The organism is Sphingobium cloacae, assembly GCF_002355855.1.
In the GTDB taxonomy this organism is placed as follows: Bacteria; Pseudomonadota; Alphaproteobacteria; order Sphingomonadales; family Sphingomonadaceae; genus Sphingobium; species Sphingobium cloacae.
Window position 1 is genome coordinate 893403 of record NZ_AP017655.1, and the last position, 23992, is coordinate 917394.

General features: G+C 63.6%; 22 protein-coding genes. 12 read left to right on the plus strand and 10 right to left on the minus strand.

Annotation, left to right across the window (positions count from 1 at the left end; genetic code table 11):
• Positions 1 to 22 precede the first annotated feature (22 nt).
• From SCLO_RS04375 to SCLO_RS04395, 5 genes are all read right to left on the minus strand, one after another.
• Entirely contained in the window at positions 23 to 505 is a 483-nt protein-coding gene (locus SCLO_RS04375) for a hypothetical protein (protein WP_066514034.1), read from the minus strand.
• A 171-nt stretch (positions 506 to 676) separates the two neighbouring features.
• Complete coding sequence (locus tag SCLO_RS04380) at positions 677 to 1201, minus strand: methylated-DNA--[protein]-cysteine S-methyltransferase (RefSeq protein WP_407695324.1); 525 nt, start codon at positions 1199 to 1201, stop codon at positions 677 to 679.
• A gap of 12 nt (positions 1202 to 1213) precedes the next feature.
• Positions 1214 to 2638, minus strand: coding sequence for an efflux transporter outer membrane subunit (locus SCLO_RS04385; protein ID WP_066514037.1), 1425 nt, complete (start codon positions 2636 to 2638; stop codon positions 1214 to 1216).
• A gap of 5 nt (positions 2639 to 2643) precedes the next feature.
• The gene (locus SCLO_RS04390; protein WP_066514038.1) at positions 2644 to 5796 is read right to left on the minus strand and encodes an efflux RND transporter permease subunit; all 3153 of its coding nucleotides are present in this window, start codon (positions 5794 to 5796) and stop codon (positions 2644 to 2646) included.
• Positions 5797 to 5799: 3 nt separating this feature from the next.
• Positions 5800 to 6948: an efflux RND transporter periplasmic adaptor subunit gene (locus tag SCLO_RS04395; RefSeq protein WP_066514040.1), complete on the minus strand. Its 1149-nt coding sequence runs from the start codon at positions 6946 to 6948 to the stop codon at positions 5800 to 5802.
• A gap of 121 nt (positions 6949 to 7069) precedes the next feature.
• Between SCLO_RS04395 and SCLO_RS04400 the strand changes: the two genes are divergently transcribed.
• The gene (locus SCLO_RS04400; protein ID WP_066514042.1) at positions 7070 to 7657 is read left to right on the plus strand and encodes a TetR/AcrR family transcriptional regulator; all 588 of its coding nucleotides are present in this window, start codon (positions 7070 to 7072) and stop codon (positions 7655 to 7657) included.
• A 9-nt stretch (positions 7658 to 7666) separates the two neighbouring features.
• Here SCLO_RS04400 and SCLO_RS04405 read toward each other — a convergent pair whose 3' ends face one another.
• The 3 genes from SCLO_RS04405 to SCLO_RS04415 all read right to left on the minus strand — a co-directional run bounded on the left by SCLO_RS04405 (position 7667) and on the right by SCLO_RS04415 (position 12807).
• Positions 7667 to 10558: a M16 family metallopeptidase gene (locus tag SCLO_RS04405; RefSeq protein WP_066514044.1), complete on the minus strand. Its 2892-nt coding sequence runs from the start codon at positions 10556 to 10558 to the stop codon at positions 7667 to 7669.
• Between the two features lie 316 nt (positions 10559 to 10874).
• On the minus strand, positions 10875 to 11564 hold the full coding sequence (locus tag SCLO_RS04410; protein ID WP_066514046.1) for an ABC transporter ATP-binding protein: 690 nt from the start codon (positions 11562 to 11564) through the stop codon (positions 10875 to 10877).
• Positions 11557 to 12807, minus strand: coding sequence for a lipoprotein-releasing ABC transporter permease subunit (locus tag SCLO_RS04415; RefSeq protein ID WP_066514047.1), 1251 nt, complete (start codon positions 12805 to 12807; stop codon positions 11557 to 11559). The genes SCLO_RS04410 and SCLO_RS04415 overlap by 8 nt, the downstream gene beginning before the upstream one ends.
• Positions 12808 to 13284: 477 nt before the next feature.
• Between SCLO_RS04415 and SCLO_RS04420 the strand changes: the two genes are divergently transcribed.
• Complete coding sequence (locus SCLO_RS04420; protein WP_066514048.1) at positions 13285 to 13749, plus strand: Hsp20 family protein; 465 nt, start codon at positions 13285 to 13287, stop codon at positions 13747 to 13749.
• A gap of 289 nt (positions 13750 to 14038) precedes the next feature.
• Here SCLO_RS04420 and SCLO_RS04425 read toward each other — a convergent pair whose 3' ends face one another.
• Together SCLO_RS04425 and SCLO_RS04430 are read right to left on the minus strand one after the other, a co-directional pair.
• On the minus strand, positions 14039 to 15412 hold the full coding sequence (locus SCLO_RS04425; RefSeq protein ID WP_066514049.1) for a DEAD/DEAH box helicase: 1374 nt from the start codon (positions 15410 to 15412) through the stop codon (positions 14039 to 14041).
• Between the two features lie 269 nt (positions 15413 to 15681).
• Positions 15682 to 16152, minus strand: coding sequence for a pyridoxamine 5'-phosphate oxidase family protein (locus SCLO_RS04430; protein ID WP_066514050.1), 471 nt, complete (start codon positions 16150 to 16152; stop codon positions 15682 to 15684).
• 100 nt (positions 16153 to 16252) lie between these two features.
• Between SCLO_RS04430 and SCLO_RS04435 the strand changes: the two genes are divergently transcribed.
• The 10 genes from SCLO_RS04435 (at position 16253) to SCLO_RS04480 (ending at position 23794) form a co-directional block, all read left to right on the plus strand.
• Positions 16253 to 16828, plus strand: a complete 576-nt coding sequence (locus SCLO_RS04435; protein ID WP_066514052.1) for a NifU family protein — start codon at positions 16253 to 16255, stop codon at positions 16826 to 16828.
• An 82-nt stretch (positions 16829 to 16910) separates the two neighbouring features.
• Positions 16911 to 17555: a tRNA (adenosine(37)-N6)-threonylcarbamoyltransferase complex dimerization subunit type 1 TsaB gene (gene tsaB / locus SCLO_RS04440; protein ID WP_066514053.1), complete on the plus strand. Its 645-nt coding sequence runs from the start codon at positions 16911 to 16913 to the stop codon at positions 17553 to 17555.
• Positions 17552 to 18031, plus strand: coding sequence for a ribosomal protein S18-alanine N-acetyltransferase (gene rimI, locus SCLO_RS04445; RefSeq protein ID WP_066514055.1), 480 nt, complete (start codon positions 17552 to 17554; stop codon positions 18029 to 18031). Before tsaB ends, rimI begins: the two co-directional genes overlap by 4 nt.
• A 112-nt stretch (positions 18032 to 18143) precedes the next feature.
• A complete protein-coding gene (locus SCLO_RS04450) occupies positions 18144 to 18566 on the plus strand; it encodes a MucR family transcriptional regulator (protein WP_066514057.1) in 423 nt (140 codons plus the stop codon).
• A gap of 110 nt (positions 18567 to 18676) precedes the next feature.
• On the plus strand, positions 18677 to 19099 hold the full coding sequence (locus SCLO_RS04455; protein ID WP_066514060.1) for a Fur family transcriptional regulator: 423 nt from the start codon (positions 18677 to 18679) through the stop codon (positions 19097 to 19099).
• Positions 19100 to 19165: 66 nt separating this feature from the next.
• Positions 19166 to 19861, plus strand: a complete 696-nt coding sequence (locus SCLO_RS04460) for a lysophospholipid acyltransferase family protein (RefSeq protein WP_407695325.1) — start codon at positions 19166 to 19168, stop codon at positions 19859 to 19861.
• 9 nt (positions 19862 to 19870) lie between these two features.
• Positions 19871 to 21235, plus strand: coding sequence for a tRNA (N6-isopentenyl adenosine(37)-C2)-methylthiotransferase MiaB (gene miaB / locus SCLO_RS04465; RefSeq protein WP_066514063.1), 1365 nt, complete (start codon positions 19871 to 19873; stop codon positions 21233 to 21235).
• 96 nt (positions 21236 to 21331) lie between these two features.
• A complete protein-coding gene (locus tag SCLO_RS04470) occupies positions 21332 to 22330 on the plus strand; it encodes a PhoH family protein (RefSeq protein ID WP_066514067.1) in 999 nt (332 codons plus the stop codon).
• The gene (gene ybeY / locus SCLO_RS04475) at positions 22323 to 22835 is read left to right on the plus strand and encodes an rRNA maturation RNase YbeY (RefSeq protein WP_066514068.1); all 513 of its coding nucleotides are present in this window, start codon (positions 22323 to 22325) and stop codon (positions 22833 to 22835) included. Before SCLO_RS04470 ends, ybeY begins: the two co-directional genes overlap by 8 nt.
• An 8-nt stretch (positions 22836 to 22843) precedes the next feature.
• Positions 22844 to 23794 carry a hemolysin family protein gene (locus tag SCLO_RS04480; protein WP_066514070.1) on the plus strand — a complete coding sequence of 317 codons (951 nt, stop codon included), beginning with the start codon at positions 22844 to 22846 and terminating at the stop codon, positions 23792 to 23794.
• Positions 23795 to 23992 lie beyond the last annotated feature (198 nt).

The window sequence follows — 23992 nt, forward strand, 5'->3', positions numbered from 1 at the left end:
TATGAGGGCGCGCTATCGCATATCAACGGGCGGCGGAGTGGGGAATGGCCATGCCTTCCTGACAAGCGCGGGCGAAGAATCCGCTCAGTTCGGCATATTTGGCGGGCATGAGATCGATGCGCAGATGCATTTCCATTTCCGCATCTTCCGAGCGCCTGCGGTAAAGGCGCAGCATACCCGTGGAACACATCCGCTTGATCAGCGTGAACAAGCGCTCGCCCTTCAGCCCGGAGATGTCGGATGCGTCCGCCACGGTATAGGGGATGCCATGAGAGGCATGGATATAAATGTCGGTGAGAATGCTGAGCTGCGGATCGGGAAGCGATTGGCCGGCAAGACGCCCCGAGACGGCCAGCGCGCCGAAATAGGCCGCGCGGGCGAATTCGCCCCGCAAGGCTCGCGGCGGACTACTGCCCAACGGTTCTCTGTCCCAGCGAAAATCCTGCGGGTTGCCCGGTTTCTTTTGCGTTTCGTCAAGCGGCTTCGCGAATCGCGGCTGATTCATGATCCAGTCTCATCCGGTGGTTGGTGCCCCCACCGGAAATGTCGCAGCAAACTTCCAATCTTCCATGAGGCGCGCGGCCGCGCCATTATACGAGATTCATGTATCCCGATGCGCCGCAGCGCCCCTCATGACTGACGGCAACATAGGGGAAAAAGGCTTTTCCCTATAGGATCAGGATCGGCATTCACGCAAAATCCGTAATCCGGACGGGCCGGCCCATCGGCGCTCAAGGTCCAGCAAATAGGACTTGGCTTCCAGGCCACCCGCAAAGCCGGTCAAGGCGCCCCGTTTACCCAGCACACGATGGCAGGGGACGACGATGGAAAGGGGATTTCGGCCATTGGCCGCTCCCACGGCGCGACAGGCCGTGGGCTTGCCGATCCGGCGCGCCAGTTCCTCATAACTGCGCGTCGCCCCATAGCCGATGTCGAGCAGGGCGCGCCAGACCGCCTGTTGAAAGGGCGTTCCCGCGAAATCCAACGGCAGTTGGAAATGACGCCGCTCTCCCGCGAAATATTGGCCGAGTTGAGCCTCCGTCTCCACCAGCAAGGGGTGGCTGGCCGAAGCCCGCGACGCCTCCAAAGGCACCCGGCGGGGATCGTCATGCTCCCATAAAACAGCCTTCAACCCGCCATCGCCGGCCACCAGCTTGAGCCGCCCGACCGGAGACGCCATGACCTTATGCAGAAGCATGATGGAAGGAAGGGCTTATTTCAGCCCTCCGCCCATGGCCCGGTAAAGCTCGATCATATTGGCCGTGCGGGCCAGCCGGGTGGCCAGCAGGCCCTGTTCCGCGGCATAGAGCGCGCGCTGGGAATCGAGCGTCGTCAGGAAACTGTCGATGCCCGCTCGGAAACGGGCTTCCGACAGGGTATAGGCCACGCGCGCGGAATCCCGCAGCGATGTCTGGGCGGCCAGCTGATCGGTCATGGTGCCGCGCCGCGCCAGCGCATCGGCTACCTCCCGGAAGCCTGTCTGGACGCTCTTTTCATAGGTGGCGAGCATCGCGTCATAGGTGGCCCGCGCATAGCGCAGATTGCCCTGATTCCGGCCGAAATCGAAGATGGGCACGCTGGCCGAGGGCGCGACGGACCAATAATCGCTGCCCGACTTGAAGAGGTTGGACAGCCCCAGGCTCATCGTGCCGAAAGCCGCCGTCAGCGATATTCTGGGGAAGAAGGCCGCTCTCGCCGCGCCGATATTCGCATTGGCGGCCAGCAACTGATGCTCCGCCGCCGCGATGTCGGGCCGCCTCAACAGAAGCGAGGATGGCAGGTCGCCGGGCAGATTGTCCAGCGCCACATCCCCCTGCGGCATGGCGTCCGGCAGATCGTCCGCGCCGACCGTGGTCCCGGCCAGCAGATTGAGGGCATTTTGATCCTGCGCCACCAGCGTCGTCGCTTGGGCGATGTCGGCACGCGCCTGATCGTAGCTGGTCTGCGCCTGCCGCACTTCCAGTTCCGATGCGATGCCCTTGGCGAAGCGGGATTTCGTCAATTCCAGCGTCTTGCCGAAAGCCGATTCCAGATCGCGGGCGATCCGCAGTCGTTCCTGATCGGCGGCCATGGTCATCCATGCCGACGCCACTTCCGCGATCAACGCCGTCTGCGCGGCGTTGCGGTTTTCGATGGAGGCGAAATATTGTTCCTGCGCGGCCTTGGTGAGGTTCCTCACCCGCCCGAACAGATCGATTTCCCAGGCGGAGATGCCTACGGACGCGTTATAGACATCCGTGTTGTTCCGCACTCCCGCCATATCCGGGAACTGCACGATAGGCTGTTCCTGATAGGTCGCGCTGCCGTTGAGGCCCACGGTCGGCAGGATGTCGGCGCGCCGCACTTTGAACTGCGCCCTCGCCTGCTCCACATTGGCGAGCGCGATGCGGAGATCGCGATTGTTCGCCAGCGTCGTGCCGATAACGCGCACCAGTCGCGGGTCGACGAAGAAATCCCGCCACGCCGTATCGGCCGGAACAATCGCCGCCTGCCCCTCACCGGCCGCATAGGCCGGGCCTTCGGGGCTGGCTGCGGGAACCGGCAGTTCGGGACGGACATATTTGGGCGCCATGTCGCAGGCCGACAGCGTGACCGCCAGGCTCATCGAAATCAGCGCTTTTCCCTTGAGACCGTTCATCTCTATCAGCTTTCCTGCGGCCGCAGCGCGGCGTCATCCTGAGAGTTTGCGGGTGCATCATGATGCTCGCGGAACAGGCGCTTCACGACGGTGAAGAACACCGGCACGAAGAAGATCGCCAGCACCGTGGCGGACAGCATGCCCCCGACCACCGCCAGACCGATGGCGTTCTGGCCGCCCGCGCCCGCGCCCGTGGACACGGCCAGCGGCAGCACGCCGAAGATGAAGGCGAAGCTGGTCATGAGGATAGGCCGCAGACGCAGCTTGCCCGCCTCCAGCGCGGCCTGGGCGGGGGGAAGTCCCTGCCGCATCCTTTCCTCGGCGAACTCCACGATCAGGATGGCGTTCTTCGCCGACACGCCGATCGTGGTGATGAGGCCGACCTGCAAATAGATGCCATTGTCCAGCCCGGCCAGGCCCGCCATCAGCACGGCCCCGATCACGCCCAGCGGAACGACCATCATCACCGCCAGCGGCACGGACCAGCTTTCATACAGCGCCGCGAGGCACAGAAACACGATCAGCATCGACAGCGCATACAGCGCCGGCGCCTGTCCGCTCGATGTCTTTTCCTCGTAAGAGATGCCGTTCCATTCATAGCCGACGCCGGCGGGCAGCTTCGCGGCATGTTCCTCCATCGCCTTCATCGCCTCGCCACTGCTGACGCCGGGCGCGGGCGCGCCCATGATCTGCATGGAAGGAACGCCGTTGAAGCGCTCGAGGCGAGCGGGGCCATGCGCCCATTCGGTCGTGCTGAAGGCCGACAGGGGCGCCATGTTTCCGCTGACCCCCCGCACATGCAGCGCGCCGATGGAATCGGGACGCGTGCGGAAGGGCGCATCGGCCTGAAGATAGACGCGCTTCACCCGCTCACGGTCGATGAAGTCGTTGACATAGGAGCCGCCCAGCGCCGTGCTGATGGTGTCGTTGACGTCCGCCTGCGCAATGCCGAACGCTCCTGCGGCGGACTGGTCGACGTTCAGCTTCAACTGCGCCGTGTCCTCCAGCCCGTTGGGCCGTACCTGCGCCAGACGCTTGTCGGCCATGGCCATGCCCAGCAACTGGTTCCGCGCTTCCAGCATCTTTTCGTGACCGATGCCACCCATATCCTTGAGTTGGAAGTCGAAGCCCGAAGCATTGCCCAGTTCCTGCACGGCAGGCGGTACGAAGGCGATCGCCATGCCTGCCGAAATCTTTTGAAAGGCGGCGTTGGCGCGCTGCGCCACGGCATTGGCGCCGCGATCCTTGCCCTTGCGTTCGGACCAGTCGCGCAACCTCACGAAAGCCAGGCCTACGTTCTGGCCCTGCCCGACAAAGCCGAACCCGGAAACGGTGAAGACCACCGACACATTCTCTTTTTCGTCCTTCATGTAAAAATCGCGCAGCCGCGCCAATGTGCGTTCGGTTTCCTCCATGGTGGAACCCGCCGGCAGCGAAACCTGGTTGACGAGGCGGCCCTGGTCCTCGTCCGGCAGGAATCCGGTGGGCAGTCGCAGGAACAGCACGCCCATGCCGAGGATGATCGCGGCATAGACCAGCATCGTCCTGCCCCAGTGCCTTTCGACCTTCTCCACACCCTTGCCATAGCGAACGACGCTGCGTTCGAACGTCCGGTTGAACCAGCCGAAAAAGCCCGTATGCTCGCCATGCCCTTCACGTTTGGGACGCAGGATCGTGGCGCACAGGGCTGGCGTCAGGATCAATGCGACGAGCACCGACAAGGCCATCGCGGAAACGATGGTGATCGAGAATTGCCGGAAGATGACGCCCGTGGACCCGCCGAAGAATGCCATGGGCAGGAACACCGCCGACAGCACCAGACCGATGCCGATCAGCGCGCCGCTGATTTCGTCCATGGATTTCTTGGCTGCTTCCTTGGGGTTGAGCCCCTCGTCCTGAATGATGCGCTCGACATTCTCGACCACGACGATGGCGTCGTCGACCAGCAGGCCGATGGCGAGCACCATGCCGAACAGGGTCAATGTGTTGATCGTGAAGCCCGCCGCATAGAGGACCGCCATCGATCCCAACAGCACCACCGGCACCGCGATCGTCGGAATAAGAGTCGCCCGCCAGTTCTGGAGAAAGATGAACATGACGACGAAGACGAGCAGGATCGCTTCGACGAGGGTGTGGATGACCTGTTCGACCGACAGCTTGACGAATGTCGAATTGTCGAGCGGGAAATCATATTTCACCCAGCTTGGGAAGTTCTTGGAGAGCGCCTTCACCTCCGCCTTGACGGCATCCACCGTATCGAGGGCGTTCGCGCCGGGGGCAAGCTTTATGCCGAAACCGGCCGAGGGATGACCGTTGAGTTTCGCGCCGAAGCTGTAATTTTCCGATCCCAGTTCGACCCGCGCGACATCGGACAGATAGACGACCGATCCGTCCGCATTGCTGCGCAAGCGGATCTGCCGGAACTCCTCGGGCGTGCGGAGACGGGATTGCGCCGTCACCGTGGCGTTGAACGCTTGCCCTTCAGGAGAAGGAGCCCCGCCGATCTGTCCCGCGGAAATCTGGGCGTTCTGCGCCCTGATGGCGTTTTTCACGTCCCCCGTGGTGACGCCCAGATTAGCCATCTTGTAGGGATCGAGCCAAATCCGCATGGCATATTGAGCGCCCAGCAACTGCGTGTCGCCCACGCCCTTGACGCGGCTCAGGGGGTCCTGAAGCGTCGAGGCGACGAAATCGCCCGCATCGACCTGATCGTGAATGCCGTCATCGGAATAGATAGCCGCAATCATCAGGAAGGTCGAACTGGACTTGGTGACCCTGAGCCCCTGCTGCTGCACTTCCTGCGGCAGCAAAGGGGTGGCCTGCGCCAGCTTGTTCTGGACCTGAACCTGCGCGATGTCCGCGTCGGTTCCCTGTTCGAAGGTCAGGGTAATGGTAAGATTGCCGGCCGAATCGCTGGTCGACGAGAAGTAGCGCAGATTATCGATGCCCTTGAGCTGCTGCTCGATGATCTGCGTCGTCGTGTTTTCCAGCGTTTGCGCGTTGGCGCCTGGATACATGGCGGCGATCGAAACGGTCGGCGGCGCGATTTCGGGGAATTGCGCCACGGCAAGCCGCTGGATGGACAAGAGTCCCGCGAGCATGATGACGATCGCGAGAACCCATGCGAAGATGGGCCTGTCGATGAAATAGCGGGCCATGTCCTAACGCGCTCCGTCCGCGGGCCGGGTCACCTGTTGCGGCGCACCGGGACGGACATCCGCGCCGGGGCGAAGATTGACCAGCCCTTCCACGATCAGGCGATCGCCTGCCTTGAGCCCTCCGGTCACGATCCATTTGTCGCCGACGGCGCGGTCGACCTGCACCTCGCGCATTTCCGCCTTGTTCTGGGCATTGACGACCATGGCCGTGGCGCGGCCGCGCGCGTCGCGCGTTATGCCTTGCTGCGGCGCCAATATGGCCTCGCGCCTTTGCCCCTCGACGATCCTGGCACGCACATACATGCCCGGCAGCAGCAGGCCGTCCGGATTGGGGAAAGTCGCGCGCAAGGTGACGGCGCCGGAGGTCGGATCGACCGTCACTTCGGAAAACTGCAACCGTCCCTCGATGGGATAGACGCTGCCGTTGGGCAGCAGAAGCTGCACGCGCGCGCCATCGGCTTCACTGACGCCGCCGCTCTTCAACGCCTGCTTCAGGTTGATGACCTCGGCGGCGGATTGCGTTACGTCGACATAGACCGTGTCGGTCCGCTGAATGGTTGCCAATGGGTCCGCCTGCGCCGTCTGCACCAGCGCGCCGGGCGTGAACAGCGAACGACCGATCCGGCCGGAAATCGGTGCTTTTATGCGCGTGAAATTCTGGTTCACCTGCGCCGCCTGGACGGCCGCCCGCTGCGCTGCAACATCGGCGCGAGCCTGTTGGGCGGAGGCCGTGGCATTGTCTGCTTCCTGTTTGCTGACGGCGTTGATCCCGACCAGTTCCTTATAGCGCTGCGCCTGCAAGGTGGCCGCGGAGATCGAGGCCTGCGCCCGCGCCAGATTGCCTTGCGCCTGCGCCAGCGCCGCGCGATATGGCGCGTCGTCGATCTCGTAGAGTGTCTGCCCTGCCCGCACATAGCCGCCTTCCGTGAAGAGGCGGCGGCGGATCACGCCGCTGATCTGGGGCCGCACCTCGGCGGTTTCCACAGCGGCGATCCGTCCCGGCAGTTCCGCCGTCAAAGGCACCGTCTCGACCTTCAGCGTCACGACGCCGACCGCCGGCGGAGGCGGAGCGGGAGGCGCTTCCTTGCCACAACCAGTCAGGGCCAGTGCCGACGCGCAGGCCAGCAGTCCGATGATTGTCCCCTTTTGCATCGATTGCCTATCCGTTCCGATGGAGTTTTGCGATGACCGGAATGAACATTCATTCCGCTTGCCGGTCAGTTAAGAAGATGGCACAATCAATTCAAGGGTAAAAGCAGGATAAGAAACAAAAATGGTTGCAGTGCAGCATGAGCGGAGCGGCAAGGCGCGTATTTTGAACAGCGCGCGCGAACTGTTCACGACCCATGGCTTCCATCAAACCTCGATGGCGGAACTGGCCCTGGCGGCGAAGGTGTCGGTCGGCCAGATCTATCGGCTCTTCAAGGGCAAGGAAGAAATCATAGAGGCGCTGATCAGCGCGGACTTGCATGATCGCACCGCACAGATGGCGGCCCTGCGCCTGCGCCTCGACACCGGGCAGATCGACATCGAACAGACATTCGAGGAGGCCATTTTGCAGAGCCTTCGCGACGTGGACGAGGCCCTGTCTTTCGACATCCTTGCCGAGGCGCTCCGTAATCAGCCGGTAGGGGAAACGGTCAGCGCCATGTGCCAGCACCTTCGGCGCTTTCTGCGGGACTTCGCCTGCGTGGCAAATCCGGACCTGTCGGGAGAGGCGCTCGACGGCGCGGAGGAAGTCATCCTCGCCTGTCTTTTCGGCCTGGGCCATCGAAGCCTGTCCCTGCCGAACCTGTCCGACGAACGCACCGCCAAGCGGGCCGCGCAGATGATCGTCGCGGCGCTGAAAGCCATCCGTTAGCCATCCTTCCTATTGAGCGGCGACCCCTTCGGGCAGGACGACGGCCGACCAGCTTTTTGCGGGCATCAGATATTTGGCGGCCAGTTTCTGAATGTCGCCGGGCGTGACGCTCAGCATATCCTTGGCCATGGTCTGCATCGCCTCGACATATCGCGGGTCATGGGTCGCACCTTCCATCTGGTTCATCCAGAAGGCATTGCCTGTCCCCGCCCGCATCAGCAGTTGCTGCATGGGGGCCACCGCACGCTGCAATTCATCCTGCGTCACCGCCGTTTTGGCGAGATCGGCCGCCGTTTCCTTCACTACATCGTAGAAATAATTCACCCGGTCGGGCCGCACCTGGCTCGACACCAGAATGTAGCCGCCGCTTTCGTAGGAAAAGGGCCAGTTGTTCTGGACGGTGGGCGAGTAGGCCGAACCCTCCGTCGACCGAAGCTTGTCGAACAGGCGGTCGTTGAAGATCTGCGTCAATATCTCCAGTTGCCGCGCCTCTTTGGTAAGCGCGAATCCGCCGGAGGTCGGCCATGCCATCACGGCGGCGGCCTGTTCCTTGTCCCCTTCATGCCGCAGCACCACCGGTTTTGCGACATGGGCGGGAAAGCGCATCACGCGGTTCGCTGCGGGAACGGGTGCGTCGGGCCGGGGAGAAAGAGCGCCGAAGGTCGCGCCCACGGCCTTGATCGCGTCCTCGGCATTCACTTGCCCGAACAATTGCACCTCGATGGGACCGGATGCCAGAATCGGCTCCCATGTCGCGCGGAAATTTTCAGGGGTGAGCTTCCCGATTTCGTCACGCGACGGCGTGCGGAAACGCACATCCTTGTCATGCAGCAACCAGTTGAGATCGCGGCCCAGCACCGAATCGGGGGAACGCGACATCGCATCATAGGCCAGCAGCGCCCCGGATTTGACGCGGGCTATGGGCGCCGGATCCCAGCCGGGCACGGCCAGCTTCGTCGCGAAAAGACGAAGCTGGTCCTTGTAATCGGCGGGACGGGTCACGGCCTGCAACTCAAAGGCATCGTCATCGATGGAGAATTGCATCCCCATGCGGCGCCCATTGGTCAGGTCGTCCAGTTCCCGCTGGCCGAGCTTGCCGATCCCGCTCGCCACCAGCGCATAGTCGGCGGCCCAGCTGGGAACCGGCTTCGTGGGAGAGAAAGCCTGCTGGCCATGGCCGAAGCGCACGTTGATCCGCACCTTTTCGGTTTCGGCATCATTGGCGAACAGCGTCAGCTTGACGCCGTTGGAATAGGTGATCGTCTCCATGCCCTTGAGACCGACCGGCGTCCGCGAAACGACCGTGCCCGGCGTTCCAAGCGGCGGCAGATCGTCCATCGTCACCGCCTTGTCCGCCAGGCGCGCGTTGGCGGCGGCTTGCACCGGCGCAGCCAAGGCGGAAGCCAGTTCCGCGTCGAGCCCCGGCTGCGCTTTCCCGGTAATCAGCATCGCGCGGAATACGCCCGCCGAGAAAAGGCGGCGGGTGGAATCGAGGATTTTCTGCGGCGTCATGGCAGGCTTGCCCGAGCGGAAAATGTCGAGCGCGGCCTGCGGGCTGACCGTGGTTTCGCGAATGTCGACAGCGCTCACCAGATCGGTGGCCTGCTTGGCTCCGGCCTCCGTATCGGCATTTTCGACCTGGATCGCGAGCGCCGTGTCCATCTGGGCATATTCGCGGTCGATTTCCTGCTGGCTGGGCGGCGCCGCCTTCGCATCTTCTATGATGGCGCGGACATCGCTCAGCGCCTTCTTCCAATCATCGCCGGACGGCAGGATGGTGACGAAGGTGCCGTCGGCGGAGCGGCTGACATCCTGCTGGTCGGCGCTCGCCTGGAGGAAGCTGCCGCCTCCCCGCGCGGCGGCTTCGAGACGGCGGCTGACGATCTGGAGCGCCAGCATGTCGGTCAGCTTGTCCTGATTGTAGAGGATCGTGTCGGCACGCGGCTTCCAGGGGCGCAGCCAGGCGAGCGTCAGGCCCATCGGCGCACCCGGCTCCACGGCGACGACGGTGGCGGGGGCCTTGGGATCGGGCTCCCCGAAATCGGGAAGCGGCGCGCCCTTCCCCGCGACCTTCCACGCGTCGAAATTATCCTTGATGAGCTGTTCGGCGAGCGCCGGATCGATATCCCCGGCTATGGCGATCACCGCGTTTTCGGGACGATACCAGCGTTGATGAAAATCCTCCATCTTCGCGGCGGTGATGGCGTTGAGCGTTGCCACCGTGCCTATCGGGCTGCGATCGGCTAGCGGCTGCCCGGCGAAGAAATGCCGCCGCGTGGCGTCCGATATCCGCATTTGCGGGCCGTCGCCTTCGCGCCGTTCGGCCAGCACCACGGCGCGTTCGGCGTTGACGGCGCTGTCGACGATATTGGGATCGATCATCATCCCGGCGAGAATCTTGAGGCTTTCGCCCAGACTGGCCTGCGTCGCCTGCGGCAGGTCAAGCGCATAGGTCGTGCCGGTGGGCGTGGTCTGGGCATTGCTGTCGCTGCCGAAGGTGACGCCCAGACGCTGCCAGATGCGCTTGGATTCGCCATCGGGCACATGGCGCGACCCGCGGAAGGTCAGATGCTCCATGAAATGCGCATAGCCAAGCTCGCCGGGCTGTTCCATCAGCGATCCGGCATCCATCCGCAACCGCACCGAAACCTGCCCCGGCGGCACGCCGTTGCGGCGGATCGCATAGCGCAGCCCGTTGGACAGGGTGCCGAATCGCCATGCGGTATCGATGGGCACATCGCTATTTTCATAGAGCCAGGGACGGGTTTCGGCCTTGGTCGAGCCCGCCACGGCAGGCGAGGCGGGAGTCGCCGTCCGCGCCGCCAGCGGCGCGGGCGCAGCCGCGAGCAGGAGAGCGAGGACGGACAGCGAAGCGGCAGAACGCCGGAAGGGAAAAGTCATAGGCGCAGGAACCTAGCGACATTTTCCTGAATGGCCACTGACAAAAGCGTCGCGGCGAATGGGATGTGCGGCGTTCACCTGTGCCGTGCTCCTGCGAAGGCTCTCACGAGCCACTTGTCTCGTTCGAGTGCCTTCGCAGGAGCACGGCGCACTTCACAATTTAGGGGACGCAACATTGCTTGCCCGACATGCCAGGGAAAGCCGGCATCTCTCTTCTTGAGGCGCAATCATACACAAGAGAGATCCCAGCTTTCGCTGGGATGACTAAGGTTGAATGTCCGCTTCTGGCCGAAATTCGCCAAGGACATCGCTCCCCTCAGGCCGTCAGCGCTTCCTCTTCCAGCCGCCCTTCATGCAATCGCACGACCCGGTCCATCTTTACCGCCAGCCTTTCATTATGCGTGGCGACAAGGGCGGCGGAGCCTTCTTCCCGCACCAGCCGCAGGAACTCGGCCAGCACTATGTCGGCGGTCCGCTCATCCAGATTGCCCGTAGGCTCGTCCGCCAGCACCAGCGCGGGACGGTTCGCCAGCGCCCGCGCCACCGCCACGCGCTGCTGCTCGCCGCCCGACAGCTGGCTCGGCCGATGATCCAGCCGGTGGCCCAGCCCCAGCGACGTCAACAGCGATTCGGCCCGCGCCCGCGCCGCGCCCATGTCCACGTCGCGGATCACCTGCGGCAGGATCACATTCTCCACCGCGTTGAAATCCGGCAGCAGATGGTGGAACTGATAGACGAAGCCCAGCGCATCGCGCCGCAGCCGCGTCCGCCCGTCATTGTCCAGCTTCGCCGCTTCCTCGCCGCCGATGCGGATGGAGCCGTCGAACCCGCCTTCCAGCAGCCCGACCGCCTGCAACATGGTCGACTTGCCCGAGCCGGACGGGCCGAGAAGCGCGACGATCTCTCCTGGCCCCACGCTCAAATCCACGCCGCGCAGCACCTCTATGGTGACGCCGCCCTGCGTGAAGCTGCGCGTCAGGCCGGTGACTTTCAGGACGTCATTCATAGCGCAGCACCTGCACGGGATCGGTATTGGCGGCCTTGAACGCGGGATAGAGCGTCGCAAGGAAGCTGAAGACAAGCGCCATCAGGCAGATGATGGTGATTTCCACCGGATCGGGCTTGGACGGCAATTCGGTGAGGAAGCGGATCGACGGGTCCCACAGATTCTGCCCCGTCACGAACTGGATCGCATTCACCACCGCCTGCCGGAAGAACAGGAAAGTGAAGCCCAGCACCATTCCCGCCGCCATGCCCAGCGCGCCGATGGTGACGCCCACCGTCATGAATATCTTCACAAGCCCACCCCGGCTCGCGCCCATGGTCCGCAGGATCGCGATGTCCCGCGTCTTGGCGCGCACCAGCATGATGAGCGAGGACAGGATGTTGAACACCGCCACCAGCACGATGATCGACAGCACGACGAACATCGCCACCCGCTCGACCGCCAGCGCTTCGAACAGGGATGCGTTCATCTGCCGCCAGTCGGTGATGACGGCGCGGCCCGCGACCTTGGCCGCCAACGGCTCCAGGATCGCGCCCACCTTGTCGGGATTCACCGTCTCCACCTCGATCATGCCGACCATGTCGCCCATCAGCAGCAGCGTCTGCGCATCCTCGATCGGCATGACGACGAACGCCTTGTCATAATCGTAGACGCCGACCTCGAAGATCGCGGCGACCTCATAGGAAACCTGCCGGGGCACGGTGCCGAAGGGGGTGGAGCGCCCCGCCGGGTTGATGATCGTGATATGGTCGCCCTTCTGGATGCCCAGATTTTCCGCGAGCCGCGATCCGATCGCCACCTTGTCGCTGCCCGCCGCCAGATCGTTCAGGCTGCCCGACAGCACCTTGCCCTTGAGGGTCGCGTTGTCGCGGATGTCCTGCACCGTCATGCCGCGCACCAGCACCGCCTCAACCCGTCCCTGGAAGGTGGACAGCAGCGGCTGGTCGATCAATGGCGTGGCGCTGGTGACGCCGGGCGTCGCTTTCGCCTGCTTCAGGATGCTCTGCCAGTCCGGCAGCCGGCCGCCATAGCCCTGCACGACGGCATGGCCGTTCAGCCCCACGATCTTGTCGAACAGTTCCGCGCGGAAGCCGTTCATGACGCTCATCACGATGATGAGCGCCGCGACTCCCAGCATCACCGCGACCAGGCTGATTCCCGCGACGAGGAAGATGAAACCCTCCCCTTTGCCGGGCAGCAGGTAACGCTTGGCGATCATGCGTTCGTAGCGGGATAGAATCATGATGGCGCGGATGGCCCCTTGGAATGGCGTGTGTTCGTCCGTCTAGCAGGCTATGGGCGGACGGCAAGCATTGCCGCATTGTTGCAACGCGGCCACAGGGTGCAAGGTAAAATCGCGACGCCGCCCAAATAGCCCGTGACAGCGGGGCCCCGTCGCCATAGCAAAGCAATCGAAGCACAGGTAAACAAGGCCGTGGTTCAGGGATACTGATTCCCCGTTTTCGAGCTAGGGGGCTGAGAAAACAGGTTGAGGCAGGCCAAGGGGGAGACGAGAAATCGTCCATCAGTGCCCGGATCGTGGAAACGCGATCCGGGCACTTTTGCTTTCAAGGACACATCGCCTCCCTGCCCCTCTTGAAACCCCGTTCCGCCGAACCATATCGCTGCTGTCCGGCCGCCATCAGGGGCCGGGCAATGTATCGCCGGATGCCATGTTCCGGGTCCGGCATGTTCATTTTGCTCTTTGGAGATGATGACAATGCGTGGTTTCGACCTTACCCCCTATCGCCGCTCGACCGTCGGCTTCGATCGTCTGTTCGACCTCATCGAAAACAATGCCCGGTTGCAGCAGGGCGACAATTATCCGCCCTTCAATATCGAACGCCTTTCGGAAGACCGCTATCGCGTGACGCTGGCCGTCGCGGGCTTCCGCTCCGACGAGCTGGAGATCACCGCGCAGCAGAACCTGCTTCAGGTGTCCGGCCGCAAGGAGGAAACGCAGGCGACCGACCGCGCCAAGTTCGTCCATGTCGGCATCGCCAACCGCAGCTTCGAGCGCCGCTTCGAACTCGCCGATTTCGTGCGGGTCGAAAAAGCGGACCTGGCGGACGGCCTGCTCATCATCGAACTGGTCCGCGAAATCCCCGAAGCCATGAAGCCCAAGAAGATCGCCATCAACGGCGGTCAGCTCGTGGAAATCGGCAAGGATCGCGACGCCGCCTGATCGGCATCCGATACGCATCCACGGGGGCGCGGCCATATCGGCCGCGCCCTTTTTCCTATGGGGAATGCGAGCGCTGGTGCCGGATGACGTTGATGGGTGGTTAGCGGACGGTTTGCTTTCCTCATTCCGTTCGCCCTGAGCGAAGTCGAAAGGCAAGGCCGACCGTAGGGAGGCTACTTCGCTCCGCTCAGTGAAGGGCCCTTCGACTTCACTCAGCCCGAACGGATGAAGGAGTGTCCGCTCCTGGCCGGTAAGCCGTCGCAAGCAAGATTGCAGCTTTGCGGACTTCTTAACGCCCGCCGGTCCGCTGCACCGCGCCCTTGTGTGCGCCCACGCCGCTACGGCGACGGCGGAAAGGCTTTTTCGCGGGCGCGTCGCCATCGGGCCGATGGGCGCGATCCGGGGTACCGCGCTGCTGCTTCTGCTGGTCCTGATAGCGGCGCTGGCCTTCGGCGCGTTTCACCTGCTGGACGGGCGTCTGCGGCTTGCCCTTGCGCTGGGGCGCGGGCTTGGGAAGGTTGCGGACCGCTTCCATGAAATTGTCCGGCAGCGGCGCCACGTCCAGTTTCACCTTCGTGGTCCGCTCGATCGCCTTGAGATAGGGCCGCTCGTCATCCGCCACGAAGCTGATCGCGACACCTTCCGCCCCCGCGCGGGCCGTGCGGCCGATACGGTGCACATATTGTTCCGGCACATTGGGCATCTCGAAATTGATGACATGGCTGACGCCGGACACGTCGATGCCGCGCGCGGCGATGTCGGTCGCGACCAACAGCTTCACATGGCCATGACGGAAAGCCTGAAGCGCGGTCGTGCGCTGGGCCTGGCTCTTGTTGCCATGGATGGCGACGGCCTCGATCCCCGCGCCTTCCAGAAAGCGCACGACACGATCCGCGCCATGCTTGGTGCGGGTGAAGATGAGAGCGCGATCGATCGGTTCGTTCCGGATCGTCAGCGTCAGTAGCGCCTGCTTTTCCGCCTGGTTGACGAAGGTGGCCTGCTGGCGAACCCGCTCTGCCGTGGTGGATTGCGGCGCGACGCTGACCTTCACCGGATCATGCAGGAACTGGGCGGCCAGCGCCTCGATCTCCCTGGGCATGGTGGCGGAGAAGAAGAGGTTCTGCCGTTCCGCGGGCAACAGCTTGGCGATGCGGCGCAGCGGGTGGATGAAACCCATGTCCATCATCTGATCCGCTTCGTCGAGGACGAAGATTTCCGTATCCTTGATGGTGAAGGCGCGCTGGTCGAGCAGGTCGAGCAGGCGGCCCGGCGTCGCGACCACGATGTCGACGCCCCGGCTCAGCGCCTTGATCTGGCGGTTGATGGGAACGCCGCCGAAGACGACTTCCACCGAAAGTTTCAGGAAACGGCCATAATCGCGGAAGCTCTGCGCGATCTGCGCGGCCAGCTCGCGGGTGGGCGACAGCACCAGCATCCGGCAGCCGTTGAGCGGCGTCTGCTTCGGATGGCGGGCGAAATGATCGAGGCTGGGCAGCGCGAAGGCCGCCGTCTTGCCCGTGCCGGTCTGCGCGATGCCGCACAGGTCGCGCCCTTCCAGCAGGACGGGGATCGCCTTTTGCTGGATCGGCGTCGGGGTCGCATAATTTTTGGCGGCCAGCGCCTTCAGAATCGGTTCGGCAAGGCCAAGGTCGGTGAATTGCATGGGATGACTTCCATAATCAAAGCCCGCGCCTGCGCAGAATGCGGGCACGGGGCGGGTGGCGAAACGACCCGCGTGACAAGGGAAGCCTCAAGAAAAGACACGAAGCTGATCTGGCCTCATCTTCGTGCTTCATATGCACGCACGAAGACATTCACGCTGCCAGCCATCGGAACCATCGGTCCGTCAGCCGGGGCGCATATGGCGCAAATAACCGGAAAAAGCAAGCAGCCCTCGGAAATTACGGGGACTGCCGCCATCGCCATGGCCCGTCAGAGGGAAACTTCAGCGTGTTTTTCCTGCATTCCCTTGCGCGCATCGCCGCCGAACAATTTGTGGAAAAAGCCCGTCGCCGCGCTGTCGGCGCGCCAGATTTCCGCCGTGCCGAGGTCGAACCGCAACATCAGCAGGTTGGGATCGTCCCGCCCGCCCGGATACCAGGCGGCGACATCGTGCGACCAGTAACGGTCGATGATCGCCGGGTCGGTTTCCGGCATCAGCGTACCGTCGATGCAGGCGAACAGGTCATGATCCTTCGACACGAACTGGGCCATGGCCGGGCCGCCGGTGGCCAGTCGGTTGCCCTTGCTGGAATAGAACCAGAAACAGTGGTTGGCGTTGGCGTCCAGTTGCGCGGTCATCGGCATCGCATGGTCCTGCGTCCCTTGCAACGACACCATCACGAAAGGACTATGCGACAATTCCTTCCAGAAACGGTCCCGGATTTCGGTTTCCGTGCTCATGGGGCCTTCTCCTTTGCTGGTCTCCTGCCATCAATGTCCCCCCTATCCGGAAGTTCCGCCGGCGCTTGATCTTCCGCCATTCCGACGCCACATAGCGGGCATGTTGATCGAGACCGAAGCGACGCCCAATCCGGCAACCGTCAAATTCCTCCCCGGCCGTGCGGTCATGGGGAACGGCACGCGCGATTTCGCGAGCCCCGAAGAGGCCGAAGCCTCTCCGCTGGCCGAAGCATTGTTCGGGCTGGGCGATGTGACGGGGGTCTTCTTCGGGAGCGATTTCATTTCCGTCACCATCGCGCCCGGCGCGGAATGGAGCGATGCGAAGCCGGAAGTCCTTTCCATCCTGCTCGATCATTTTTCGGCGAACATGCCGCTTTTCGCGCCCGGCAGCGCGGCGGACATCACCGTCCCCGCGCAAGAGGAGGATTTTTCCGACGATCCCGAAGACGCGGAAATCGTCGCCCAGATCCGTGAATTGATCGATACGCGGGTGCGTCCCGCGGTCGCCAATGACGGCGGCGACATCGTGTATCGCGGTTTCGACAAGGGCACCGTCTATCTGCGGATGCATGGCGCCTGCTCGGGCTGTCCGTCCTCGACCGCCACGCTCAAGAACGGCATCGAGCAGCTTTTGAAGCATTATGTGCCCGAGGTGACGGAAGTGCGCGCCGTCTGAGCCATTGCGCCGACGCGAATATCGCGGCATCTGGCGAATCCGGCGACGCCGATGACCGGTAGCCGCCCAAGGGGAATTTTGCTTGCGACTGCTTGTCATCGACACCGCGACACAGGCGCTGTCCGTCGCGCTGCTGGATGACGGGGTCGTCGTGGGGCGTTTCCACGAAATCGTGGGACGCGGCCATGCCGAGGCATTATTGCCGGTGATCGCCGCCCTGCCCGATGGAGGCCGCGCCGATACCATCGCCGTGGACGTAGGACCGGGCAGCTTCACCGGCGTCCGGATCGGGATCGCGGCGGCCAAGGCTCTCGGGTTGGCGTGGCATATCCCGGTCCATGGCTTCGATGCCCTGACGCTTATCGCCGCCAAGGCCGCGCAGACGCATGAAGAAGGCCCGCTCACCGTCACGCTGACCGGCGGGCATGGCGAACTTTTCTGGCAGAGTTTTGCGAGCGATGGCCTCACGCCTCTCACGCCGGCTGCCTCCACGCCCATCGCCGTGCTGGCGGAAGAGGCGAGCGCTACCATGTTTTACGGCCCCGGCGCGGATGCGCTGGTGACGGCGAAGGGATCGGGCACGGCCGTCACCCTTTATCCCGATGCGGCCGATTATCCCCTGATCGCCGCGCTGCCGCCGCTGCCCCCTACCCCCATCTATGGTCGCGAGGCCGATGCCCGCCCGATGGCCGGAGGCGCGCCCATGCTGGGGGACGCGACGCCATGATGCCCGACATCGTCCTCGACACCTATGAGGATGGGGAACGCAACGCGCTGGCCGATGCGATGGAGATCATGGCCCGCGCTTTCGATCCCGCCTATGGCGAGGCGTGGACGCTGCCGCAGATGTCGGGCGTCATGCTGATGCCCGGAACCTGGCTTACCGTCGCCCGGCTGGACGCCACGCCGCTGGGCTTCGCGCTGGTCCGCTCGGTGCTGGACGAATGCGAATTGCTGCTGCTGGCCGTCGATCCTGTCTGGAGGGGCCGGGGCATCGGCAACGCGCTGCTCGCGGGCAGCCTTTCCACCGCGCGCCGTAGGGGAATCACGTCCATGAACCTGGAAGTGCGCGCCAATAACAGCGCAATCAAACTGTACGAGAAATTCGGTTTCGAATATGTTCATCGCCGTCCCGCTTATTATCGCGGCAATGACGGTCAACTTCATGATGCATTAAGCTTGCGGCTGGATATGATGATGTGACCTGCCCCCTTGCCAGATTAGGTAGAAAAGGATAGCGGACAGCCGCCGCTCAACCATGGATATCCGGCGGGGCGGGTTGCATCTCATGAAAGCCTTTGCAGGAATTACGAAAATGGAAAATGAATCCGCCCAGAATGAGCTATTGATTACTTTGACGTCGGATATCGTCGCGGCGCATGTTTCCAATAACAGCGTATCCGTGTCGGACGTCGCTTCGCTTATTCAGAACGTGCACGCCGCGCTGACCGGTTTGTCGGCTCCCGCTCCTGCCCCCGAAGCCAAGCCGGAACCTGCCGTTTCGGTGCGTTCTTCCATCAAGCCGGATTATATCATCTGCCTGGAGGACGGGAAGAAGCTCAAGATGCTCAAGCGCCATCTGATGACCCATTATCAGATGACACCCGAAGACTATCGCGCCAAATGGAGCCTCCCCGCCGATTATCCCATGGTGGCGCCCAACTATGCCGAACAGCGCCGTACGCTGGCGAAGAAGATCGGCCTGGGCACGAAGCGCCGCCGCACGCGCGGGAAATGATCGCATCCCGCTATCCAGACTGAAGAGGGGGTGCGGTCCGCGCCCCCTTTTACCTGACGCCAAAAGGCGTTAGGCTCCGACCTTCCTGTCCATTCAACCGGCGAACATATATGAACCGCAAGATCGACGTAGAGGCCCTTTGCCATGAAAAGGGCCTTCGCATCACCGAACAGCGCCGGGTGATCGCCCAGGTTCTCAGCGATGCGACAGACCATCCCGATGTCGAGGAACTGCACCGGCGCGCCGCTGCGATCGATTCGGGCATTTCCATCGCCACCGTCTACCGCACCGTCCGCCTGTTCGAGGAAGCCGGCATTCTGGACCGGCATGATTTCGGCGACGGCCGCGCCCGTTATGAAGCGGCGCCCGAATCCCACCACGACCATCTGATCGACGTGGAGACGGGCAATGTGATCGAGTTCGTCGACCCGGAACTGGAACAGCTCCAGAAACAGATTGCCGAGAAGCTGGGCTTCCGCCTGGTCGATCACCGCATGGAACTTTACGGCGTGGCGATAGACCGCAAGAACTGACACTTGGGCCGGATACGCCGTTTCCTGCGCCTTTGCGCTCTGACGGCCAGCCTCTTCCTTTGCCTCATTCCCCATTTGCTCTGGCGCCTCTTGCGCCGGCCGTCGCCTTGGCCGCGCCGTTTCCTGGCGCTGGCCGCGCGATCCGTAGGCGCGCGGGTCGAGGTGACGGGAAAGCCCGTGTCCAGCGACCTGTTCCTGATCGCCAACCATGTGAGCTGGGTCGACATATTGGCGCTGGGCGGCGCGACCGGCACCGCCTTCGTCGCGCATGACGGCATCGCCCGCTGGCCGGTGTTCGGCTGGCTGGCGGCGCAGAACAACACGCTGTTCGTCTCCCGCGAAAGGCGCGGCGGGCTGAACACCCAGATCGACGCGCTGCGGACGGCGATGGCGGGGCATCAGCCGGTGGCGCTGTTCCCCGAAGGAACGACCGGCGATGGCCGCGCCCTCCTGACCTTCAAACCCACGCTGCTGGCGGTGTTGCTGCCCCCGCCCCGCAATGTGATGATCCAGCCGGTGCATATCGACTATGGCCCGGCGGCGCCCGACATCGCCTGGCATGGCGACGAACCGGCGGGCAGCAACGTGAAGCGGCTGCTGGAGCGCCGGGGGCGGCTGGTCGTGACGCTGCGCTTCCTGGAGCCTTTCGACCCGTCGGGCTACGGCGACCGCAAGGCCATCGCGGCCATCGCGCGCGACCATATCGCCGCGAGCATGACGGCTCACCTGCCGCCTTCCGCTCCGCGCGATGGCACTGTATAGCTGGATCGCATGAATCGTAACGACACGCCCCCAAAACCCGCCAGCAAGTCCCCGGCCACTTTCCACGTCAAATCCTTCGGCTGCCAGATGAACGTCTATGATGGCGAGCGCATGGCCGAGATGCTGGGCGAGCGCGGCATGACCCCCGCGGCGGACGGCGTGGAGGCGGACCTGGTCATCCTCAACACCTGCCACATCCGCGAAAAGGCGGTGGACAAGGTCTATTCCGACATCGGCCGCCTGCGCCGCGAGGACGGCTCGCGTCCGATGATCGCCGTCGCGGGCTGCGTCGCGCAGGCCGAGGGCGCAGAGATCAGCCGCCGCGCGAAGAGCGTCGACATCGTCGTCGGCCCACAAGCCTATCACCGCCTGCCCGACCTGATCGACAAGGCCGGACGCGGCGAGGAGGCGGTAGACACCGACATGCCGCTCGCTTCGAAATTCGGCGCCCTGCCCGCCCGCACGAAGCAGGCGCGTCCCACCGCCTTCCTCACCATCATGGAAGGCTGCGACAAATTCTGCACCTATTGCGTCGTGCCCTATACGCGCGGCGCGGAAGTCAGCCGAAGCTGGTCGGCGATCCTCGACGAAGCAAAGGCGCTGGTCGATGGCGGCGCGCGGGAAATCACGCTGCTGGGCCAGAACGTCAACGCCTGGACCGGCGAGGACGACAAGGGCCGGATGCAGGGCATGGACGGCCTCGTCCGCGAACTGGCCAGGATTTCGGACCTCAAGCGCATCCGCTACACCACCAGCCATCCCAACGACATGAGCGACGGCCTGATCGCCGCCCATGGCGAGGTGGAAAAACTGATGCCCTTCCTCCATCTGCCGGTGCAGGCGGGCAATGACCGCATCTTGAAGGCCATGAACCGCAGCCATAGCGCGGAAAGCTATTTGCGGATCATCGAGCGGGTGCGGGACGCGCGGCCCGACATCGCATTGTCGGGCGATTTCATTGTCGGTTTTCCCGGAGAGACGGATGCGGAGTTCGAAGACACTCTGAAGATCGTCGAGCAAGTGCGTTACGCACAATGCTATTCCTTCAAATACAGCCCCCGGCCGGGCACGCCTGCCGCCGATATGGACGGCCAGGTTCCCGCCGAGGTGATGGACGAGCGGCTGGCACGCCTCCAGGCGCTCCTCAACCGGCATCAGGTCGCGTTCAACGCCGCCACGGTGGGCCGTCGCACGGACATCCTTCTGGAACGCAAGGGCCGTCATCCCGGCCAGCTCATCGGCAAGACGCCCTGGCTCCAGTCCGTTCACGTCACAGCGCCGGACCTTACCATCGGCGACATGGTGGAAGTCGACATTGTCAGCGCCGGCCCCAATAGTCTGGCCGGCGAACCCAGCAGGAGGAAAGCCGCTTGAACCAAAGCCTCGTCTGTCCCGCATCGGCGGGGAACCCTTCCCTTCACCCACGAGCCGTGAGACCGGGATGGAAGACGAGCGAGGGAGGCTGCTGACATGGGCAAGAAACCGCATCAACGCGCCGAAGCGGGCGACCGCGCACGGCTGGAGGTCACCTTCGAACGCCCGCATCTTCTGGGTGCGCTGTTCGGGCAATATGACCAGAATCTGGTCGCCATCGAAAACCGGCTGGGCGTCTACATCGCCGCGCGCGGCAACAAGCTCCAGATCGAGGGCGACGCCGAAGCCGCCGCCCGCGCCCGCGACGTGCTGACCGGGCTCTACAACCGCATAGCCGCGGGGCAGGAGATCGACAGCGGCGCCGTGGATGCCGTCATCGCCATGTCCGCCGAACCGACGCTGGACGGCATCATCCGCCATGACGTCGCCGAACCGCCCAAGATGATGATCCGCACGCGCAAGAAGACCATCGTGCCGCGCTCCGCCACGCAGGTCACCTATATGGAGGCGCTGACGCGGAACGACATCATCTTCGCGCTGGGGCCGGCGGGCACGGGCAAGACCTACCTTGCTGTCGCGCAGGCGGTGAGCCAGCTCATCTCCGGTTCGGTGGACCGCCTCATCCTCTCCCGCCCCGCCGTGGAAGCGGGCGAGCGGCTGGGCTTCCTGCCCGGCGACATGAAGGAGAAGGTCGATCCCTATCTCCGCCCGATCTATGACGCGCTTTATGACACGCTACCCGCCGAGCAGGTGGAACGGCGCATCGCGAGCGGCGAGATCGAGATCGCGCCACTGGCCTTCATGCGCGGGCGGACGCTCTCCAACGCCTTCATCGTGCTGGACGAAGCGCAGAACACCACCGTCGCCCAGATGAAGATGTTCCTCACCCGCTTCGGCGAGAACAGCCGCATGGTGATCTGCGGCGATCCGCGGCAGGTCGACCTGCCGCAGCCGGGCATTTCCGGCCTTGCCGACGCCGTCGCGCGGCTGGAAGGCGTAGAGGGCATAGCGGTCGTCCCGTTCAATGTCGGCGACGTGGTCCGCCACCCCGTCGTCGGGCGGATTGTCCAGGCTTATGAGGGCCCTGATGCTTGATATTGCCATATTGCTTGAAGATGGCTGGCCGGGCATAGACTGGGAAGGACTGGCTGAACGGGCGGTGACCTCCGCCATCACGCACAGCCTCTATGCCTCGTTCATGGAAAGTCCCGTCACCTATGAAATCGCCGTCAAACTGACCTCTGACGAGGAAGTGCATCGGTTGAACCGCGACTATCGGGACAAGGACAAGCCGACCAACGTCCTGTCCTTTCCCATGGTGCAATCGGACCTGCTGCAAGGCACCGCCAATACCGACGACGGCGAGGTTCTGCTGGGCGACATCGTGCTGGCCGAAGGGGTCTGTGCCCGCGAAGCCCATGAGAAAGGCATTTCCATCGCCGATCATGCCGCGCATTTGATCGTGCACGGGACTTTTCATTTGCTGGGATATGACCATATGGTCGATGCCGAAGCCGAGGCCATGGAAGCGCTGGAAATCCGCGCGCTTGCCAATCTCGGCCTGCCTGATCCCTATGGGGATCGCGAAACAGGGGATTAGGGAAGATCATGGCTGAAGGCAGCCCGAAGGACGGCAATGGCAATGGCTCCAAGGAACCGGACAGTAGTAGCGGCGAAGGCGGTTTATGGAGCGGCCTGAAGGCGCTGCTCTTCGGAGAGGATGAAGGGCACAGCCTCCGACGCGAACTGGAGGAAGCGCTCGACGAATATGACGAGGAAGAAGGGGATGGCGCGCCATCCCCCGCCAAGGGCGACCTGTCGGCGATCGAGCGGCAGATGGTCCGCAATCTCCTTCATTTTTCCGAACATACGGTCGATGACGTCGCCGTGCCGCGCGCGGACATCATTGCGATCGAGGAAAAGGCGAGTTTCGCCGACCTCGCCGCGCTCTTCGCGGAAGCGGGACATAGCCGGATTCCCGTCTATCGGGAGACTTTGGACACCATCGTCGGCATGATCCACATCCGCGATGCCTTCGCGATCATGGCGGGCAAGACGCCGGTGCCCGATACGCTGGAGCCATTGATCCGGCAGCCGCTCTATGTTCCGGAAAGCATGGGCGCGCTCGATCTGCTTGCGGAAATGCGGGCGAAACGGACGCACCTCGCCATCGTGCTGGACGAATATTCGGGGACGGAGGGTCTGTTGACCTTCGAGGATCTGGTCGAGGAAATCGTCGGCGAGGTCGAGGACGAGCATGACGACGCCCCCGAAGCGATGCTGGTGCCGTTGGAGGACGGACTGTGGGAGGCCGATGCCCGCGCGGAACTGGATGACGTGGCGGAGGAAATCGACGAGAAGCTCGGCGACGTGGAAGAGGATGTCGACACGCTGGGCGGACTGGCCTTCGTACTGGCAGGCCATGTCCCGGAACCCGGCGAAATTCTGGAACACCCCCAAAGCGGCTGGAAACTGGAAGTCCTTGCAAGCGATGGACGGCGCGTGACCCGATTGCGGTTGCACCCGCCCTTGAGGAAAGCGGAAGAGGAAGCGGATTAATCTGTTTCCGGGCAAAGGCGCAGATCCACCCAACACAGAACCTCCGTTCGCCCAGAGGTGGGGCTGAGCGAAGTCGAAGACCCGCATCGAAAGGTCGCGCGCCACTGCCCTTCGATACGCCACTTCGACAGGCTCTCCGGTACCTCAGGACGAACGGTAATGGGAAGCAGACCGTCTGCAAACCACCTAACCCGGCCC

Bases quoted from the DNA above. Each gene is read 5' to 3' on its own strand.
- SCLO_RS04375 (WP_066514034.1), bottom strand. From the start codon at position 505: ATGAATCAGCCGCGATTCGCGAAGCCGCTTGACGAAACGCAAAAGAAA.
- SCLO_RS04415 (WP_066514047.1), bottom strand. From the start codon at position 12,807: ATGATTCTATCCCGCTACGAACGCATGATCGCCAAGCGTTACCTGCTG.
- SCLO_RS04435 (WP_066514052.1), top strand. From the start codon at position 16,253: ATGTTGATCGAGACCGAAGCGACGCCCAATCCGGCAACCGTCAAATTC.
- SCLO_RS04405 (WP_066514044.1), bottom strand. From the start codon at position 10,558: ATGACTTTTCCCTTCCGGCGTTCTGCCGCTTCGCTGTCCGTCCTCGCT.
- SCLO_RS04450 (WP_066514057.1), top strand. From the start codon at position 18,144: ATGGAAAATGAATCCGCCCAGAATGAGCTATTGATTACTTTGACGTCG.
- SCLO_RS04385 (WP_066514037.1), bottom strand. From the start codon at position 2,638: ATGAACGGTCTCAAGGGAAAAGCGCTGATTTCGATGAGCCTGGCGGTC.
- SCLO_RS04455 (WP_066514060.1), top strand. From the start codon at position 18,677: ATGAACCGCAAGATCGACGTAGAGGCCCTTTGCCATGAAAAGGGCCTT.
- SCLO_RS04390 (WP_066514038.1), bottom strand. From the start codon at position 5,796: ATGGCCCGCTATTTCATCGACAGGCCCATCTTCGCATGGGTTCTCGCG.
- SCLO_RS04400 (WP_066514042.1), top strand. From the start codon at position 7,070: ATGGTTGCAGTGCAGCATGAGCGGAGCGGCAAGGCGCGTATTTTGAAC.
- SCLO_RS04430 (WP_066514050.1), bottom strand. From the start codon at position 16,152: ATGAGCACGGAAACCGAAATCCGGGACCGTTTCTGGAAGGAATTGTCG.
- SCLO_RS04470 (WP_066514067.1), top strand. From the start codon at position 21,332: ATGGGCAAGAAACCGCATCAACGCGCCGAAGCGGGCGACCGCGCACGG.
- rimI (WP_066514055.1), top strand. From the start codon at position 17,552: ATGATGCCCGACATCGTCCTCGACACCTATGAGGATGGGGAACGCAAC.
- SCLO_RS04395 (WP_066514040.1), bottom strand. From the start codon at position 6,948: ATGCAAAAGGGGACAATCATCGGACTGCTGGCCTGCGCGTCGGCACTG.
- miaB (WP_066514063.1), top strand. From the start codon at position 19,871: ATGAATCGTAACGACACGCCCCCAAAACCCGCCAGCAAGTCCCCGGCC.
- SCLO_RS04480 (WP_066514070.1), top strand. From the start codon at position 22,844: ATGGCTGAAGGCAGCCCGAAGGACGGCAATGGCAATGGCTCCAAGGAA.
- SCLO_RS04420 (WP_066514048.1), top strand. From the start codon at position 13,285: ATGCGTGGTTTCGACCTTACCCCCTATCGCCGCTCGACCGTCGGCTTC.
- SCLO_RS04425 (WP_066514049.1), bottom strand. From the start codon at position 15,412: ATGCAATTCACCGACCTTGGCCTTGCCGAACCGATTCTGAAGGCGCTG.
- ybeY (WP_066514068.1), top strand. From the start codon at position 22,323: ATGCTTGATATTGCCATATTGCTTGAAGATGGCTGGCCGGGCATAGAC.
- SCLO_RS04410 (WP_066514046.1), bottom strand. From the start codon at position 11,564: ATGAATGACGTCCTGAAAGTCACCGGCCTGACGCGCAGCTTCACGCAG.